This window comes from Variovorax sp. HW608 (assembly GCF_900090195.1).
Taxonomy (GTDB): Bacteria; Pseudomonadota; Gammaproteobacteria; order Burkholderiales; family Burkholderiaceae_C; genus Variovorax.
In genome coordinates this window covers 604886-618591 of record NZ_LT607803.1, presented here as the reverse complement: position 1 = coordinate 618591, position 13706 = coordinate 604886, and the positions used below count along the sequence as shown (strand labels likewise).

Genomic DNA, 13706 nt, shown 5'->3' with positions numbered 1-13706 from the left:
CCCAGTCGAGTCGACTCCGATCGAGCGGTGCTATGACGCCCGTTCGTAGCCATGTACAGGGGGACACAATGGCTGATTTGGCAGTGCCTGTGAGCGGCGGTTAGAAGAAGAATCCAGGCCGACAAAGAACAACGGATACACGCTCACCAGCGTGCGGTTGCGGCATCTCGGCGGACGGCAGCGACCCCGATGGCTCTGGCTGCCAAGTCGCTGAACCTGCTGGCCCAAGGGGATAGCTGGTTCGACTATCCGCTGCCAATTCTTGACCCGTCGGACGTCATCGCACACCTGCAGCACATCCCTGCGCGTGTCCCTCTGGTCCTTAGTCTTGCCCATCACGGCGAGGCTATGGAGGACATGCTTGGCGTGGCGAAGCTGCACGAATTGGTGATACAGCTGCAGGACCCAGCATCTGGCCCGTTTGACGCGATCTAGTTCTCCGGTGGAGGCAACGATCTCGCCGGGAACCTTCCGACTGTGGCTTGAGGATGCGCCAGCAAACATGGACCCGGTTCAGGGCTTGGACGCGCAACGCGTCGACGGCATTCTGGGTGTTGTTCAGGCGGGATACGAAGACCTGGTCGAAGCCCGCGACAAGGTTGCACCGGATGTTCCCATTTTTGCCCACAGCTATGACTTCGCGATTCCGGACGGTCGTGGTGTTTGCGACGTCGGCCCTTGGCTTAAGCCGGGATTGGACGACCGAGGTTGGACGTCCCTCGCACCTGCGTCCGCAGTTGTCGCCGAATTGCTGAAGAAGTTCGCGGAACTACTCGATAAGTTGGAGGGTAAGTTCAATGACTTCTTCCATGTGCGAACACAAGGAACGCTTACTTCGGGCAAATGGGCCAATGAATTGCATCCGACTCCCGACGGCTTTGCTGCGATCACCGCGAAGTTCGTGACTGCCGTGCAGAGTCGGTTTCCCGGTCGAATCTGAGGAGGTCCGTGTCGGCTGCCTCGGCGGCCTGCGTCCTTTCGCCGCGACCACTTTCTCGATCTTCTGATGCCTGGTTCGGCGCCGCGCCCTTGTGGCTCGGGCGGATTCTTCCCTTGCGGTCGCGGGCGACACCTCTACTTAGCAAAAAGACGCGACATTACCAATCAGCCGCTACACATCTATCGCATCGAAGCGCGCGTTAAGTCAAACGGCCCATTACGGCCGGAAAGCCCGTACGCCAGGGAAGAGGAGGGCACCACGGTCCTGCGACAAACTGACATGGCCATGAAGGCTCGGCACCGCCGGTCCTCGTACACCTTGCACCTCGCAGGAGCTGTCCCATGCGCTTCCTCGCGCCCTCGTTCGCGCGGCTGCCGCCCTTCACCTCTCTGCTCGCCGATCAAACCGAATCGCGCAAGAGGATCGCCCGGCACCTGGGCGTGAGCCTGCGCACCCTGCAGCACTACCAGGCGAGAGGCAACGCCCCCGCGCGGTCTATTTAACTCTCCGGTTCGAGAGCCGCTGGGCACGGCCGCCCTGCACGCCATACGCGACCGAGCGTGCGACTTCGCGATCCAGTCAATAAGTTAGCGCCCGGCGCTCCTTACCGGCCAACTTGAGTGCCGCATCCCAGCAGACTTTGTGGCGTCTGCTCCACCCGGCTTCCGTTCCAGAGGCGATTGAGGTCGATGACTCTCGAACGTTCGCTCAAGCGGTGTGCAGACATCCGGATCCGTGACACCGGGGGACCGCATCTTCGCTGCAGTCCCGCGGCGCAGTTCGGCCAGATCCTGGCCAGATCCTGCCGGTCGAAGGTGAGCCAAATTGCGGCCGCTCGATTGCCTCTCGACCCGTCGCGGCTGCTCGACTGTTCCTCATCAATGCTGGAGATGCACTTTGGCGGTGACCGGATTAGACTGACATGAACGTAACCTCCGCGGAGGGCCCCATGTACAAAGTCACTGAGATTGTTCCGAATCTCGCTAAATCGTTGATTTCACTGATCCCGAAGTTGATCGCGGCGAATGCAACCTCGCGAAGCGAACTCATAGAAGCCGTGAGTGACATGACTGCAGAAGTGCAAGAAGGACTCGGGCTTGTCGCAACCTACATCCGTGGCGCCAGCTATCTCGACACAAAAGAAGAGATCGGGAAGCATTTCCTCGAGGCAGAGAAAGCCCTCTACCGCTATCACAGCGAGTTTAAAATCTGCCGGGGAGTTCGCCAGATTCGAGATCGATTCAAGCGCATGTTTGACGCAATGCCAAAGTCCGTACAACTGGGAGAGAGAGAGCAAGTTGAATCGCTACTATCAGAACTCCAACTTGATGAGAGCATGATCTTGGAGGAGTTTGGTAACTTCTGGCCGCGAATACATGCAATCCTCCAGACGCAAGACATCGCCGACGCTAAAGCCGCTATCCGAGCGGAGCTAGCCAATATCGAGGTCAAGAAAAGACTCATCGGTGACACCGCGAACGAGATTCTCAGGACTTTCTAGACACGTTATGGAGCGACTATCTCTCCTACGCTCTTTGCTGCAGTTCATTCTCTGACGAGTTCAAGGCAATAGCGGCGCGCCGATCGATTCGACACGAGGGAACCGCAGACCAAGCAGGAGATATATCGGGAAGGGGTCAATTTGATGATAGATCCATTCACGAGAAGTTGACGCGCTGGGGAAGTTTGAGCTAATGGAGAGCTCAGGGCACCTACTCGACATCGGGCTCAAGCAACTGAGTAGGGCGCGCTGGATGTCCGCAGAGTGGCAGCTTGCGGTCCCCCGCGATTGACGGGCTGGAGGACCGCTTACGCTGCGCGGCGGCCTGAGGCGTCAGGCCGCCGGTAGGCCGCAGTCGGTGGCTCACGCATCGCACCAAAGCTTTGGACAGCAGCAGGCGCGCTCTGTCGCTTCCTTCAGCCGCTCACAGGGCCGCACGCTCCAGGTCAGTCGCGATCGCCCCAACCACGGCGACCCTCGTAGCGCTCATGCTCCCATTCACGACGATACCCATCACGGCGATCCCAGCGATGGCCACCATCCCACTCGGCGCGATAGAACCCTCGCCCCTCTGAGCGGTACGGCTCGTAATACGCGCGGCCCGGTACATAGGCCACGGGCGGGGCAGGGTGGCGGTAGACCGGCGCAGGTTGGTAGTACACGTGGGCCGACGGCGAATAACCCGGTGCTGGCGCGTAATAGATGGGAGGTGCAGGCTCGGCTACTCCGATCGCCACGCCCGGCGCTGCGATGCCGACTGACCAACTTGCTCCAGCGTTCGCGCAGACGGCGACGGTAAGTGCCGACACGGCTACGAGGCCGGCAGCAGCCAGTTTGACAAACGAAGAGCGATCTTGGCGCATGTTTGAAATCTCCTGTTTGAGGCAAGTTGCGCCCCGTGCAGATCAAACGCCCGTGCCAGAAGCCTCGTGCACGGAGTGATTGCAAAGATCGCGTAAACACGAGCAACCGGCTGGAAGAGCCCCCTTACCACACGATCATTGGCAAAAAAGGGAACTGCGTCACAGATCGCGCCGTTCGTTTGGAGGATTCACAAGCCCGACTGCGCCCCGCAAAGTACCGCCTTCACGATTCAGGAGCGGGCAATGGAATCAGCGATCATGAGTCTTGGCGTACTGGCTGTCCTGGTGACGGTCGGCTGGGTCATCGAGCTTCTCGTGCACCGGCAGCCACCAACGCGAATGGAGCGACTAATCGCTTCGCAGATCCAGCGTTCGGCGGCCGTGATTCGTGGCGGTCGGGAAGTCTAACGGGCACATACAACGGAGTGAAGCGCTCCGAATTCAGGAAATGCCGCTGGGTGGGAGGCCAAGGCAGCATCGGCTGATTCACCACCGCGCACAGGGAAATAGACATGACAAACTCCATCGCTCGAGGGCTGCGCGGGCTGCTTCGCCTGTGCATGCTCAGCCTCGGATTGCTGGGCTGTGCCCAAGCCCAGACCATTGTGATCGGGCAGTCAGCACCGCTGTCGGGCGTGCTGGCGGAAACCGGCAAGGACCTGGTCGTGGGCGGACGCATCTATTTCGAGTACATCAACAGCCAGGGCGGTGTCAACGGCCGCAAGATTCAGCATGAGGTGATCGACGATGGTTACGACGTCGAGCGCACCGTCAGCAACACGAAGGAGTTGCTGGACAAGGATGGCGCGGTCGCCTTGTTCGGCTACGCCGGCACCGGCAATATCCAGCGGCTGCTGGCGGACAAGGTGCTCGCCCATGCGGGGGTGGCCATGGTCGGCCCCTACACCGGTGGCGAGTCGCTTCGCACACCCTATAACCCGTACATCTTCCACGTCCGCGCCGGCTATGCCGATGAAGCGGCCGTGATGGTGAAGCTGCTGACCGCCGTCGGCATCAATCGCATCGGCGTGATGTACCAGGACGATGCCTTTGGAATGGCTGGGCTGCAAGGCGTCATTGACGCGCTTAATCCCTTGGGGTTCGAACTCACGGTGTCGGCTTCCTACGCGAAGAATACCGACGATGTCCAGACTGCCGTCCAGACTATCGCGGCCAAGCAGCCGCAGGCGGTGATCCTGATCTCGGTGAACAAGTCATCGGCGGCGTTTTTGAGCAAGTACCGCGTGCTGTCCCCGAGTGCGCAGATCCTCAACGTCTCGGTGGTCAACCCCAAGGTGATCGCCAGCATCGCAGGCAATGTGGACACCCGGGGATTCTCCATAGCCCAAGTGGTGCCCGACCCCATGTCCAACGCTCTGCCGGCGGCGCGCGAATACCGCGCCCTACTGGCACGCTATGGCAATGGTGCCGAGCCGTCTTACACCAGCTTCGAGGCGTTCCTCGCCGCCAAGACGCTCGTGGAAGGCCTGAAGCGCGCCAAGGCTCCAACGCGTGCCGCGCTGATGGCCGCCTTGGAATCCCTCGAGAAACTCGATCTAGGTGGCTACACCGTGAGCTTCGGCCCGAACAACCGGCGCGGCTCGAAACTGGTGGAGATCGTGGCGGTCAGCAAGGATGGCAAAGTGATCCACTGAGACTCTTCTGGTCTGGAGCTTTACGCGCGCCACGTCCCTCCGGCAGCGAGCCGAAGCGGGCTGCATGACACTCATGGTGCGGCCGATCGACTGACCTCTGCCCTGTGCGGCAATGCGTGGCTCGTCCAGGTTCATTCGATGTATCGTCGGCGCCCAGCAGAAGTGATTGCGGAATCGTGGGGCCAAGTGCCGGCTGGCGGTCTATGGCGAGGCCCTCGGCGGGGCTAGGCGTTGAGCTCGTCGTGCAGCGCGACGAATTCCTGCGCCAGCTTGTGGCGTGGCTCCAGATAGATCATCGGCGTGGCGTGTTGATGGCTCTCACGAATCTTTACGGATTGCGAGAGATAGGAATCCAGGACCGGATGCCCCTCCTCGATCAGTTCGTTCACGAGCTGCTGAGGGAGCGCAGCGCGGGACTGGAACTGGTTGATGACGATTCCTTCCACCGTGAGGCCCCGATTGTGGTCGTGCTTGATCTCCTTCACGTTGTCGAGCACTGAATACAGCGCGCGGCGCGAGAAATCGTCGCAGTCGAAGGGGATCAAGCAGCGTGCGGCCGCGATGAGTGCCGAGCGCGTGAAGAAGTTCATGGCCGGCGGTGTATCGATATACACGGCGTCGTACCCGCCGAGCTCCTTAAGTGCATCGCGCAGCTTGTAGATCTTGTGGCGGGACTCGAGCTTGCTCGTCAACGCGTCAAGATCAGCATGCGACGGGACAATGTCGAGGTTCTCAAACTCTGTGGCATGGATGAACGATTCGAACTTCGGCTCCTTGAAGCTGTAGTTCAGGGCCGACTCGAAGAAGGTCGCAATATTGGGCTTTGCATCCTGGGCCTGCGCGCCCAAGAGATACTGGCTTGAATTTCCCTGCGGGTCGAGGTCGACCACGAGCGTGCGCAATCCTTGGGAGGCGCTCACGCCGGCGAGATTGCACACGATCGTGGATTTGCCCACGCCACCCTTTTGGTTGAACACCACGCGCAACATCAGTTTGTCCTTCGGAATGAAGCCCGCAAGTCTATCGGACCCGGGGGTGCGTGCCGTGCGAAAGCGACAGGGACAGATCCGTTCGCCGGAGGGCTACTTCGTATGGGGGAGGGCAAGCCCATACCCGTGAAAGGCGCGCATATCTCGACAACGGGACGTTATCGCGCAAGTCATCGCGCAAGTCATCGCGCAAGAGGCGGCCGATCTCCTAGTCATCCAGCATCCCCCCGGCCTCGCTATCCAGCGGATCCTCGGCGCGGTAGTAGCCCATGAAACTCTCGTAGCTGCGATGGCCCGTGAGCGCCATGGCCTCGGGCGCGGAGACCTTGCGGCGCCCGGCCTCGGTCACGAACCCAGACCTCAGCGAGTGCGCCGAAAATTTCTCCGCATCGAGCCCCGCCTTCAGGCACCGCTCCTTGACGATCAGGCGCACCGCGCGCGGCTCGAGCGCCTCGGCGGTCACGACGCCGCCGCGCAAGAGGCGCCGGAAGATCGGCCCTTCCAGAATGCCGCTCACGGTGAGCCACTCGTCCAGCGCCTGCGCGGCCACGCCCTTGATCGGCTTGTCGCTCGTGTGATCGAGGCGCCCCTCCTGGTTCGACTTGGACCGCCCGAGCGTGTAGAGGTACCCGCGTCCTGGGATCTTGCGCAGGTTCTCCATCGTGGCGCCCGCCACCTCCGAGCGCCGGCGCCCACCGCTGGACCAGGCGAACAGGAGGAGGGCGCGGTCGCGCTTGCCGCGGGGCGACTCGTCGCAGGTGTCCAGGAGGGCCTGCAGCGGCTCCTTGGTGAGCGCGGCCTGCTTGTGGGGGCGCACGTTGCGCTTGGCATGGCCCGCGCGCACGCGTTTCAAGAGTTCGCGCACCTGCGTGTGGCCACAGGGGTTGTCGAGGTCGAGGTTCTGGTGCGCCTTGGAGATGACGGCCACGCGATGCTCGAGCGTCGCGAGCGCCATGGGCCCGAGTTTTCCCTTGTAGCCCTGGGCGTTCAGAAGCTGGTCGATCGCCGGCGGCAGGTCCCAGACGAGTTTCATCTCTTGGGTTCCGGCGCCTGCAGTACGCGATCCATTGCCCGCAGCGGCCATCGGACTGGGCGTCACGGCGTCCTTTTGCGTGGCCGTGCGGTCGACGTCAGCGATGTCAGCGGTGTCCTCGTGCTCGCCGGTGCCCGCGTCATTGTTTTCGTCCTCGATCCGCGCCGCATGGTCGACGATGAACTGGACCACCACCGGCACGGGCACCGGCAGCGCGAAGGCGCTTCCGTAACGCGCCGCATACCAGGCGGCCCAGTAGCGCATCGCCGCCCGGTAGGACGCACGCGTGTTGGCCGATTCGCCCTGGCGCATGAGCGCGCGCGCCGATTCTTCCGTCGCGCGCGAGAGCTGCGCCGGATCGAGCACCGGGAATTCCAGCGGCACGGCCGGCAGGGCCCCGGCCATCGTGGCCGGCGGCTCTTCGGGCGATTCCGGATCGATCTGCGGTTCGACGGCCATCTCAATTCCTTCGAAATCAGATCATCTTATGTATGATGTCTCACGCAATTATAACATCAACTCCCCATAAACTGACTTATCGGCACTAAACAAGAGATCGGAGCAGCGCCCATGGCCACAGAAATCTCTCGCGATACCCAGGCGACATGAATTTCCAACATTCGTGACGTGAACGTCCGACATCCGGGGATTTCGGCCAGGCCAGCAGAAATGTTGGCCACTTACGTCCGGGATTCGGTGTTGGATGCGCCTCGGGACGTTCTCCCGGGGCTTTGAAGGTGTGAGCCCAATATGACTACGACTGACAACACCCAGGTTTCCGTTACTTCACCGGCGGCCGCAAGTTCGACGCAGCGCTTCGCGCGCCGGCCCGGCCCGCGTGGCGTTCAGCTGGAAGACGTGCTCACCGCGGCCGACGAGATCGTGGCCAAGGGCCAGAAGCCCACGATCGAGCGCGTGCGCCAGCATCTGGGCGGCGGGTCACCCAACACCGTGAGCCCCATGCTCGACGTCTGGTTCGAGCGCCTGCCGCAGCGCCTCGTCGGCGTGGCCGCACCCGAATCGCGGAGTTCGGCGACAACTTTCCCTGTCCAATTTGGCTCCAAATTGCGACAGCATTGGCTGCAACTGAGCCCTTGAAGGAAAACACAGCTAATGCTGTCGAGCTACAGAAAGAACAGCCCTTCACGACGTGCCGGACTGAATGAGCCGGAAGGACAAAATTCCCTGCTTAACCGCCACTCCGAAAAGAAAGCGGTTCTTGTCCGTTTCGCGAAAAGACAGACATTTCTGTGTGACGAATTGGCAATTCGCGACAGTGCTTATGCGACCAACATTTGCCAGAATTGCGTAATAGGAGTTCGCAACTGATGACGGAAAACGTTCACCTGATCCGAATCGGCAGGGGCGTCCAAGAGGCGCAAGTCTGGGAAGCGGCCGACGCTCTGTTACAGGAGGGAATGCGTCCGACTATCGAGCGCGTACGACACAGGCTAGGCGGCGGGTCACCGAACACCGTCTCCCCCATGCTTGAGCGCTGGTTCGCTACGCTTGGTAGGCGTTTGGGAAAACCTGACGAAACCTTGGCAGACAGCGAGGCGAGGCAATTGCCGCTGGCAATTGTTCATGCGGCACAGCAAATCTGGGAGGCCGCTCGCCGGGAAGCCGAGCAAGTCCAAATTCAACGATCGGAAGCGAGCAGACGCGAGTTGGAGCTTGAACGAGCAACCCTACTCCAACGAGAGGCCGAACTCCGTCAGCGCGAGGCCTCGCTCGAAGAGTCGCGATCTACACTGGAGGAAGCACTCGCGGCGTCGCGCCGAGCGGTCGAAGCCATGCAGGTTCAGATGCATACACAGCAGCAGGAGTCCGCGCGCCTTTTGAGCGAATCGGCACTGCAGGTGCAGCGACTGCGCTCAGATCTCCACGAAGCTGCGGCCAGTAAGGAGGCCTTGCGAGAAAAGGCACAGACGGACCTAGAGAATAGGCAACGTCAAGTAGAGGAAGCAGAACAGCGCCGCATTACTCATGAGCGCCGACTCCTTTCTGAGATCGATCGTGAGCGCGAGGCTGTCCGACATGCCGCAGAGGAGCTCGCAAAAGAACGTCAGGCGCGGGTGGATGAACGCGAAGTCTCGCTGCGGACTCAAGACGGTTTGAAGCAAGCCCTCGAGGACCTGAGGTCGTCCCATTGGGAGGTGGCTCAGGCAACGGCTCGGGATTACCAAGAAATCAGGATCGAGCTTGCGGCGATGCGCGAGCGTGCCGCTGCGGCGGAATCTCGTGTGAGCGATCTCACCTCTCAACTACAACGACAGAGGGAAATTGAAGGAAGCCAGATTGGGCAGCTCAATGACACTCAAGCCGCTTTGGCACATGCTCTGCATCAGCTGAAGATGCACAGTGAGGAGCGTTCGCGGCCTAGCCGCGCGGGGAAATTCAAAGCTCCGTAGCGGGTTCCGGCGATATGGACTTGAACCCCGCCTGGGCGTTGCGATGGCCGCGGCACAGGTAAGATCCCGCGGTGCACGAAGTGACTAAAAAAGTTGTTACAAATCAACAACTTACGAGATGCAATCTTTCTTATGTCAAATTGACAGCGTTGCGGCGGGTCGCTGGGCGATTGGTGGCCGGCTTGACCCTATTTCGGCGCAGGCTCCGGCGGACGCGAGGCATTGTCGATACCCCAAACCAGACCATTGGCAAATTCGCTCAAGTCGCTGATGGTGCGTCCGATCGCAAGTCTTGTCTCGGGCAAGAACTCCAGAATGCGGGCTGGCTTGAGATCGCCTGCGTAGTTCGATCTGAACATATGGCGCATGCGGAGCATCGACGCTAGGCCCGAGAACGCCTCCTCGCTCAATATGGCGCTGCGAACGCCCGGCACCTCAGCGGCGGCAATCTCCAACAGTTGCTTCTGCCAGGCTTCCGTCTTGCGAAGTGCGTCGCCGAGCTGCTCCATCACTTGCTTCAGGAGGTTCTCTGCTTGCGAGTACAGACCCTGAATATGCGCGGCCATTGCGAGCGCATGGCTACGCTCCGAATAGAAGGACGCCGCTTCAACGCGAGTCCGCTCGAATCCACGATCATCCTCATCCATGGCCTTGAGTCCCGCGTCTAGACGGGCCACGGCTCTTCTGACGATCGCCGCGATGGCCTGCTCGCTCATTGGCGCACTCCGTGCCTCATGAATCCCAGCATCTCCGCGTCCAACGCGTTGGCGAATACGAGGTCCACTTCAGCGTCCCGGATCCATTCTCTTGCGATTCGCCAGATCTCCAGGTCGCTGCGCCCGCCGGAATCTTCCACTAGAAGATCGATGTCCGAGTTCGGATCGAAGTAGGCGTCAGGCTTTGCGAAGGAGCCGATCGCCTGGACTTTCATGCCGCGTGATCGCAACGCGCGAAGCGCCGCCTCAACCTGAGGTCGAAGCAGCGCCTCGCTGCCTTCCCTGCGAATATCTTTCATAGATCGATACAGGCCAAGCATGCTCCTTCGATCGTACGGCCAAGCGCGGGATTCGCGAAGCTCGCGTGCGCTGGTGTCCTCTGGCATTCCCGTCTTCCACCGGGGGTAGTTGTACTTGCTCTGCTTCATTCGTCACCGCGCAACGCGCGCTCGAAGAGAGCATCCTGCACGGGCCGGCGCTTCGGGGCGACCCGCGGCAGCGCCAAGCGACGTTTGCCCAGCTCGATGAGAATCTCGCCATATGCTAGGCCGGTCAAGCGCGAGAGTTCTCGCCAAGTCAGCGACCCCTTCGCATAGAGTTCCAGAAGCCGTGCGAGCTGAAGCCGATTGTGCGACTCAGGCTGCTTGCTGTTTGAGTTCGACGTGGCCGCCATGATTCTGCGCTCCTTGGATCAGACCTTGCAAAGAGTTTGGCTCCGAATATTCAGTGAATCTCGACGACGAGCGCTGGGTCGAAAGAGTCGTTCTCCGGCACTTGAATCCAGAGGCTCGGAACCTCAAAGAACTCCTCCGGTAACTCGCTCACGAAGGCACCCGATAACCAGTCGATCGCGTACGCCGAGGCCAAGGATCCACGGTGCGGACCATGGTGCGTGACGACGACTGTGGGCCCCTCGAACGGGACCCTCAGCTTTTCGGACAGCCAATCGCGATGTGCCCGGTGCAGTGCAACCGTGTCTTCCGGACGCAAGGCACGCTTGAAAGGCTTCTCCTTGGTCGGCGCCCCTTCCCTCCCCGTTCGAGGCTGCAAGATCCTGATCGCACGGTAATCCTACATCACGGTGCCGGCCTCGGCAGCCGCACGCTCGACGTCGCTCTTGGGACCGTCAGGCGTGTCAATGCGCAGCGCGAAGTCCGTCCACAACGTGCAGCCCAGGAAACGCACGCCGCCAATTGCCACCTCGTTGCAATCGAGCGCATGCACGTTCGTCCCCGCCGAGGCCTTCCGCATGTTCACTAAGCCGCTCGACAGTACGTCGGCATAGAACTCGTGGTTCCCCGGAACAAAGATCACAGGCGTGTGCTCGCCAAAGTTCGCATCTCGCCGCGCCCATTGAATCGCCTTCGTTGCCGGCACCGCGATGTCGCCCGCCAAAACCGCGACGTCGAATTCGACGTCGGGCACCTTGAACGCGCCGAACTCCAGATGCAGGTCGGAAAGAATCAGGAGCTTCATCGCTCAGACCTCGATCACCAAGCCGGGATTGAACCGCGCGTTCTCAAACTCCCCATGCCAGTTCATGTAGCCGCGAGGGTTGCTCACGACGCGGCAGCCGTCGACACGGTAGTCGAAGCTGTCATGCGTATGGCCGTGAATCCACAGCACCGGCACCTTGAAGAACTCGGGCGGCATCTCGTTGACGAAGCCGCCTGATGACCAGTCCTCCGCGTACCGGGGCGCCAGTGACTTTCGATGCGGTGCGTGGTGCGTCACGACCACCGTAGGTCCAGCGAAAGGCTCGGCGAGCTTCCTCCGCAGCCATGCGCGGTGCCGCCGGTGGATCAGCAGGGTGTCCATTGGAATGAGGCGCCGCGTGCCGCGCGAGTTCGAGGTACGTGGCTCCTCGATACGGATGGCGGTGTAGTCTGCGAGATACCGCGAGCTTTCCGTCATCGAGCGGTACCGATCAGACAACATCCGCACGGGCTGCCCAGGAAAGCCGGGGTCGTCGATCCGCAACCCGAAGTCGGTCCAGAGCGTGCAGCCCAGGAACCGCACCCCGCCCAGGACGACTTCATCGCAGTCAAGGAAATGCACGCCCTGCTCTTTTGCTTGGAGGCGCATCTCGGCTTCCTCCTGGTTCAGCACAGACTCGTAGTACTCATGGTTGCCAGCAATCTGCACAACCGGCTTGTCGCCAAACCGAACGGGGCTCCGGAGCCAGCTTGCGATCACGCGGCCAGGCGCGACGATGTCGCCGGCGAGGACGGCAACGTCATAGTCCAAGCTCTCAGGTGCCTCGAAAGGCTCGAACTCGGCATGGAGATCCGAAAGAATCAGAAGGCGCATATCTCGCATAGACCTCAGAAATCGTCGTCGAGGTCCGTGGTCACCCTGTACCTCGGATCGCCCTCGCGAAGGGACTCGCGGTAGCGCTGGAGTACCTCCGGCGGCAGACGGAGCCACGAGTCCAACGGGGCGTAGCTTTCGCCGCTTTCGATCATGCTCAGAAGGTCACCGGGTTGGGGAAAATTCGCCAACGCAGACCTTGCGAGTTGCTGGAAATGATCCGACAGGCGCGTGCCGAAGAGCTCATAGTGGTCGTAGGGTCGGAAGCCGATCGCAGCCAGCAGCTCGCCTGCTTCAAGCAATGCTCGATATCGGTCCTCCGGCGCAACTGTCCGACCGTTCAAGCGCACCCATTCACGGAGCTGCTGACGCTCCTCCTCAAGGAAGAATGGCGGGTCGGGTGTCGTTTCGCTCATCTCTTTTCTCCGTTGGGTTGAGGGGCTGGGCGCTTCAAGTCGACTATCAGGCTGGGATTGAAGGCCGGGTTCTCCATGGCACCGCCCCACCGCACGTAGCCGCGCGGGTTCGTGACCACCCGACAGGAGCCGACGCGGTAATCGAGGTTTTGGTGGATGTGCCCGTGAATCCATAGGGCCGGTACCTCGAACAGATCTTCCGCTAGCTCGCTTACGCGTGCGCGGAACACCCAGTCGCTAGCATGCCGAGCGGCAAGCGAACCGCGGTGCGGCGCGTGGTGCGTCACGACAACGGTGGGCCAGCTGAACTCCTCTTGAAGCATCCGGCTCAACCACTCGCGCTGCGAAAGATGGATCTGTCGGGTGTCGGCGGCCTGAAGTCGACGTCCTTGCTTGCTACGCCAGGTATCGGGCTCGGCTTCCTCGTCGGGTGTTCGGATCAAGGTGTAGTCGTTCAACGAGTTCGATGCGAGGCGCAGGGCTCGCTCCAGATCCATCACCGAACCACCGAGGGCCGGCGGTTGGATGTTGAGCTCGAAGTCCGTCCAAAGCGTTGCGCCGAGGAAGCGCACGCCATCGATCAGGACTTGGTCACCATCGAGAAAGTGGACACCGTTGACCCGTGCCGCGGCCCGCATCTCGGCGATCGCATGGTCCATACGTGTGTCATAGAACTCGTGGTTGCCGGGCACGTAGACCACGGGCTTGCCGCCGAACCGCGTGCCCTCACCTGCCCAACGGACGGCCTTCGCTGCAGGCGAGTGGATGTCCCCTGCCAAGACTACGACATCAAACTCCAGTCCTGCTGGCAGTTCGAACGGACTGAACTCCAGATGCGGGTCGGAAAGGATTAGGACTTTCATTTTGGAACT

18 protein-coding genes are annotated in these 13706 nt (G+C 61.1%); 8 read left to right on the top strand and 10 right to left on the bottom strand.

Translation table 11 applies throughout. The annotated features are described in order from the left end of the window. Nucleotides 1–189 precede the first annotated feature (189 nt). From VAR608DRAFT_RS02775 to VAR608DRAFT_RS02765, 4 genes are all read left to right on the top strand, one after another. Nucleotides 190–435, top strand: coding sequence for a hypothetical protein (locus tag VAR608DRAFT_RS02775; RefSeq protein ID WP_088952682.1), 246 nt, complete (start codon nucleotides 190–192; stop codon nucleotides 433–435). 67 nt (nucleotides 436–502) lie between these two features. Further along, nucleotides 503–940, top strand: a complete 438-nt coding sequence (locus VAR608DRAFT_RS02770; RefSeq protein WP_088952681.1) for a hypothetical protein — start codon at nucleotides 503–505, stop codon at nucleotides 938–940. 341 nt (nucleotides 941–1281) lie between these two features. Next, the gene (locus VAR608DRAFT_RS36700) at nucleotides 1282–1443 is read left to right on the top strand and encodes a hypothetical protein (RefSeq protein WP_157730578.1); all 162 of its coding nucleotides are present in this window, start codon (nucleotides 1282–1284) and stop codon (nucleotides 1441–1443) included. A 446-nt stretch (nucleotides 1444–1889) separates the two neighbouring features. Then, nucleotides 1890–2441, top strand: coding sequence for a hypothetical protein (locus tag VAR608DRAFT_RS02765; protein ID WP_157730576.1), 552 nt, complete (start codon nucleotides 1890–1892; stop codon nucleotides 2439–2441). Nucleotides 2442–2887: 446 nt separating this feature from the next. Here the strand turns inward: VAR608DRAFT_RS02765 and VAR608DRAFT_RS02760 are convergent, their stop codons facing one another. Beyond that, nucleotides 2888–3304, bottom strand: coding sequence for a hypothetical protein (locus VAR608DRAFT_RS02760; protein WP_088952679.1), 417 nt, complete (start codon nucleotides 3302–3304; stop codon nucleotides 2888–2890). A 243-nt stretch (nucleotides 3305–3547) separates the two neighbouring features. On the opposite strand from VAR608DRAFT_RS02760, the gene VAR608DRAFT_RS36695 reads away from it, so the two are divergent. Both VAR608DRAFT_RS36695 and VAR608DRAFT_RS02755 read left to right on the top strand, forming a co-directional pair. After that, a complete protein-coding gene (locus tag VAR608DRAFT_RS36695; RefSeq protein WP_157730574.1) occupies nucleotides 3548–3712 on the top strand; it encodes a hypothetical protein in 165 nt (54 codons plus the stop codon). A gap of 104 nt (nucleotides 3713–3816) precedes the next feature. After that, nucleotides 3817–4959, top strand: coding sequence for an ABC transporter substrate-binding protein (locus tag VAR608DRAFT_RS02755; RefSeq protein ID WP_088952678.1), 1143 nt, complete (start codon nucleotides 3817–3819; stop codon nucleotides 4957–4959). Between the two features lie 224 nt (nucleotides 4960–5183). Here VAR608DRAFT_RS02755 and VAR608DRAFT_RS02750 read toward each other — a convergent pair whose 3' ends face one another. Both VAR608DRAFT_RS02750 and VAR608DRAFT_RS02745 read right to left on the bottom strand, forming a co-directional pair. Next, nucleotides 5184–5948: a ParA family protein gene (locus VAR608DRAFT_RS02750; RefSeq protein ID WP_088952677.1), complete on the bottom strand. Its 765-nt coding sequence runs from the start codon at nucleotides 5946–5948 to the stop codon at nucleotides 5184–5186. Between the two features lie 208 nt (nucleotides 5949–6156). Then, nucleotides 6157–7440 (bottom strand): site-specific integrase, encoded by a 1284-nt coding sequence (locus VAR608DRAFT_RS02745; protein ID WP_088952676.1) that lies wholly within the window; start codon nucleotides 7438–7440, stop codon nucleotides 6157–6159. A 291-nt stretch (nucleotides 7441–7731) separates the two neighbouring features. On the opposite strand from VAR608DRAFT_RS02745, the gene VAR608DRAFT_RS38440 reads away from it, so the two are divergent. Next, nucleotides 7732–8079, top strand: a complete 348-nt coding sequence (locus VAR608DRAFT_RS38440) for a DNA-binding protein (RefSeq protein ID WP_088952675.1) — start codon at nucleotides 7732–7734, stop codon at nucleotides 8077–8079. A gap of 230 nt (nucleotides 8080–8309) precedes the next feature. Beyond that, on the top strand, nucleotides 8310–9392 hold the full coding sequence (locus tag VAR608DRAFT_RS02735; protein ID WP_088952674.1) for a DNA-binding protein: 1083 nt from the start codon (nucleotides 8310–8312) through the stop codon (nucleotides 9390–9392). 188 nt (nucleotides 9393–9580) lie between these two features. Here VAR608DRAFT_RS02735 and VAR608DRAFT_RS02730 read toward each other — a convergent pair whose 3' ends face one another. From VAR608DRAFT_RS02730 to VAR608DRAFT_RS02695, 7 genes are all read right to left on the bottom strand, one after another. Next, nucleotides 9581–10108, bottom strand: coding sequence for a hypothetical protein (locus VAR608DRAFT_RS02730; RefSeq protein WP_088952673.1), 528 nt, complete (start codon nucleotides 10106–10108; stop codon nucleotides 9581–9583). Beyond that, a complete protein-coding gene (locus tag VAR608DRAFT_RS02725; RefSeq protein WP_157730573.1) occupies nucleotides 10105–10494 on the bottom strand; it encodes a nucleotidyltransferase domain-containing protein in 390 nt (129 codons plus the stop codon). Before VAR608DRAFT_RS02725 ends, VAR608DRAFT_RS02730 begins: the two co-directional genes overlap by 4 nt. Nucleotides 10495–10532: 38 nt before the next feature. Continuing rightward, the gene (locus VAR608DRAFT_RS02720) at nucleotides 10533–10781 is read right to left on the bottom strand and encodes a hypothetical protein (RefSeq protein ID WP_088952671.1); all 249 of its coding nucleotides are present in this window, start codon (nucleotides 10779–10781) and stop codon (nucleotides 10533–10535) included. Nucleotides 10782–11179: 398 nt separating this feature from the next. Beyond that, nucleotides 11180–11584 (bottom strand): metallophosphoesterase, encoded by a 405-nt coding sequence (locus tag VAR608DRAFT_RS02710; protein ID WP_088952669.1) that lies wholly within the window; start codon nucleotides 11582–11584, stop codon nucleotides 11180–11182. A 3-nt stretch (nucleotides 11585–11587) separates the two neighbouring features. Further along, a complete protein-coding gene (locus VAR608DRAFT_RS02705; RefSeq protein ID WP_088952668.1) occupies nucleotides 11588–12418 on the bottom strand; it encodes a metallophosphoesterase in 831 nt (276 codons plus the stop codon). A gap of 14 nt (nucleotides 12419–12432) precedes the next feature. Continuing rightward, the gene (locus VAR608DRAFT_RS02700) at nucleotides 12433–12834 is read right to left on the bottom strand and encodes a hypothetical protein (protein ID WP_088952667.1); all 402 of its coding nucleotides are present in this window, start codon (nucleotides 12832–12834) and stop codon (nucleotides 12433–12435) included. Then, nucleotides 12831–13697 carry a metallophosphoesterase gene (locus VAR608DRAFT_RS02695; RefSeq protein ID WP_088952666.1) on the bottom strand — a complete coding sequence of 289 codons (867 nt, stop codon included), beginning with the start codon at nucleotides 13695–13697 and terminating at the stop codon, nucleotides 12831–12833. The genes VAR608DRAFT_RS02700 and VAR608DRAFT_RS02695 overlap by 4 nt, the downstream gene beginning before the upstream one ends. Nucleotides 13698–13706: the final 9 nt, after the last annotated feature.

Bases quoted from the DNA above. Each gene is read 5' to 3' on its own strand.
- VAR608DRAFT_RS02770 (WP_088952681.1), top strand. From the start codon at position 503: ATGGACCCGGTTCAGGGCTTGGACGCGCAACGCGTCGACGGCATTCTG.
- VAR608DRAFT_RS02700 (WP_088952667.1), bottom strand. From the start codon at position 12,834: ATGAGCGAAACGACACCCGACCCGCCATTCTTCCTTGAGGAGGAGCGT.
- VAR608DRAFT_RS02775 (WP_088952682.1), top strand. From the start codon at position 190: ATGGCTCTGGCTGCCAAGTCGCTGAACCTGCTGGCCCAAGGGGATAGC.
- VAR608DRAFT_RS02695 (WP_088952666.1), bottom strand. From the start codon at position 13,697: ATGAAAGTCCTAATCCTTTCCGACCCGCATCTGGAGTTCAGTCCGTTC.
- VAR608DRAFT_RS02710 (WP_088952669.1), bottom strand. From the start codon at position 11,584: ATGAAGCTCCTGATTCTTTCCGACCTGCATCTGGAGTTCGGCGCGTTC.
- VAR608DRAFT_RS02735 (WP_088952674.1), top strand. From the start codon at position 8,310: ATGACGGAAAACGTTCACCTGATCCGAATCGGCAGGGGCGTCCAAGAG.
- VAR608DRAFT_RS02760 (WP_088952679.1), bottom strand. From the start codon at position 3,304: ATGCGCCAAGATCGCTCTTCGTTTGTCAAACTGGCTGCTGCCGGCCTC.
- VAR608DRAFT_RS02765 (WP_157730576.1), top strand. From the start codon at position 1,890: ATGTACAAAGTCACTGAGATTGTTCCGAATCTCGCTAAATCGTTGATT.
- VAR608DRAFT_RS36695 (WP_157730574.1), top strand. From the start codon at position 3,548: ATGGAATCAGCGATCATGAGTCTTGGCGTACTGGCTGTCCTGGTGACG.
- VAR608DRAFT_RS02750 (WP_088952677.1), bottom strand. From the start codon at position 5,948: ATGTTGCGCGTGGTGTTCAACCAAAAGGGTGGCGTGGGCAAATCCACG.
- VAR608DRAFT_RS02705 (WP_088952668.1), bottom strand. From the start codon at position 12,418: ATGCGCCTTCTGATTCTTTCGGATCTCCATGCCGAGTTCGAGCCTTTC.
- VAR608DRAFT_RS02730 (WP_088952673.1), bottom strand. From the start codon at position 10,108: ATGAGCGAGCAGGCCATCGCGGCGATCGTCAGAAGAGCCGTGGCCCGT.
- VAR608DRAFT_RS02755 (WP_088952678.1), top strand. From the start codon at position 3,817: ATGACAAACTCCATCGCTCGAGGGCTGCGCGGGCTGCTTCGCCTGTGC.
- VAR608DRAFT_RS02720 (WP_088952671.1), bottom strand. From the start codon at position 10,781: ATGGCGGCCACGTCGAACTCAAACAGCAAGCAGCCTGAGTCGCACAAT.
- VAR608DRAFT_RS38440 (WP_088952675.1), top strand. From the start codon at position 7,732: ATGACTACGACTGACAACACCCAGGTTTCCGTTACTTCACCGGCGGCC.
- VAR608DRAFT_RS02745 (WP_088952676.1), bottom strand. From the start codon at position 7,440: ATGGCCGTCGAACCGCAGATCGATCCGGAATCGCCCGAAGAGCCGCCG.
- VAR608DRAFT_RS36700 (WP_157730578.1), top strand. From the start codon at position 1,282: ATGCGCTTCCTCGCGCCCTCGTTCGCGCGGCTGCCGCCCTTCACCTCT.
- VAR608DRAFT_RS02725 (WP_157730573.1), bottom strand. From the start codon at position 10,494: ATGCCAGAGGACACCAGCGCACGCGAGCTTCGCGAATCCCGCGCTTGG.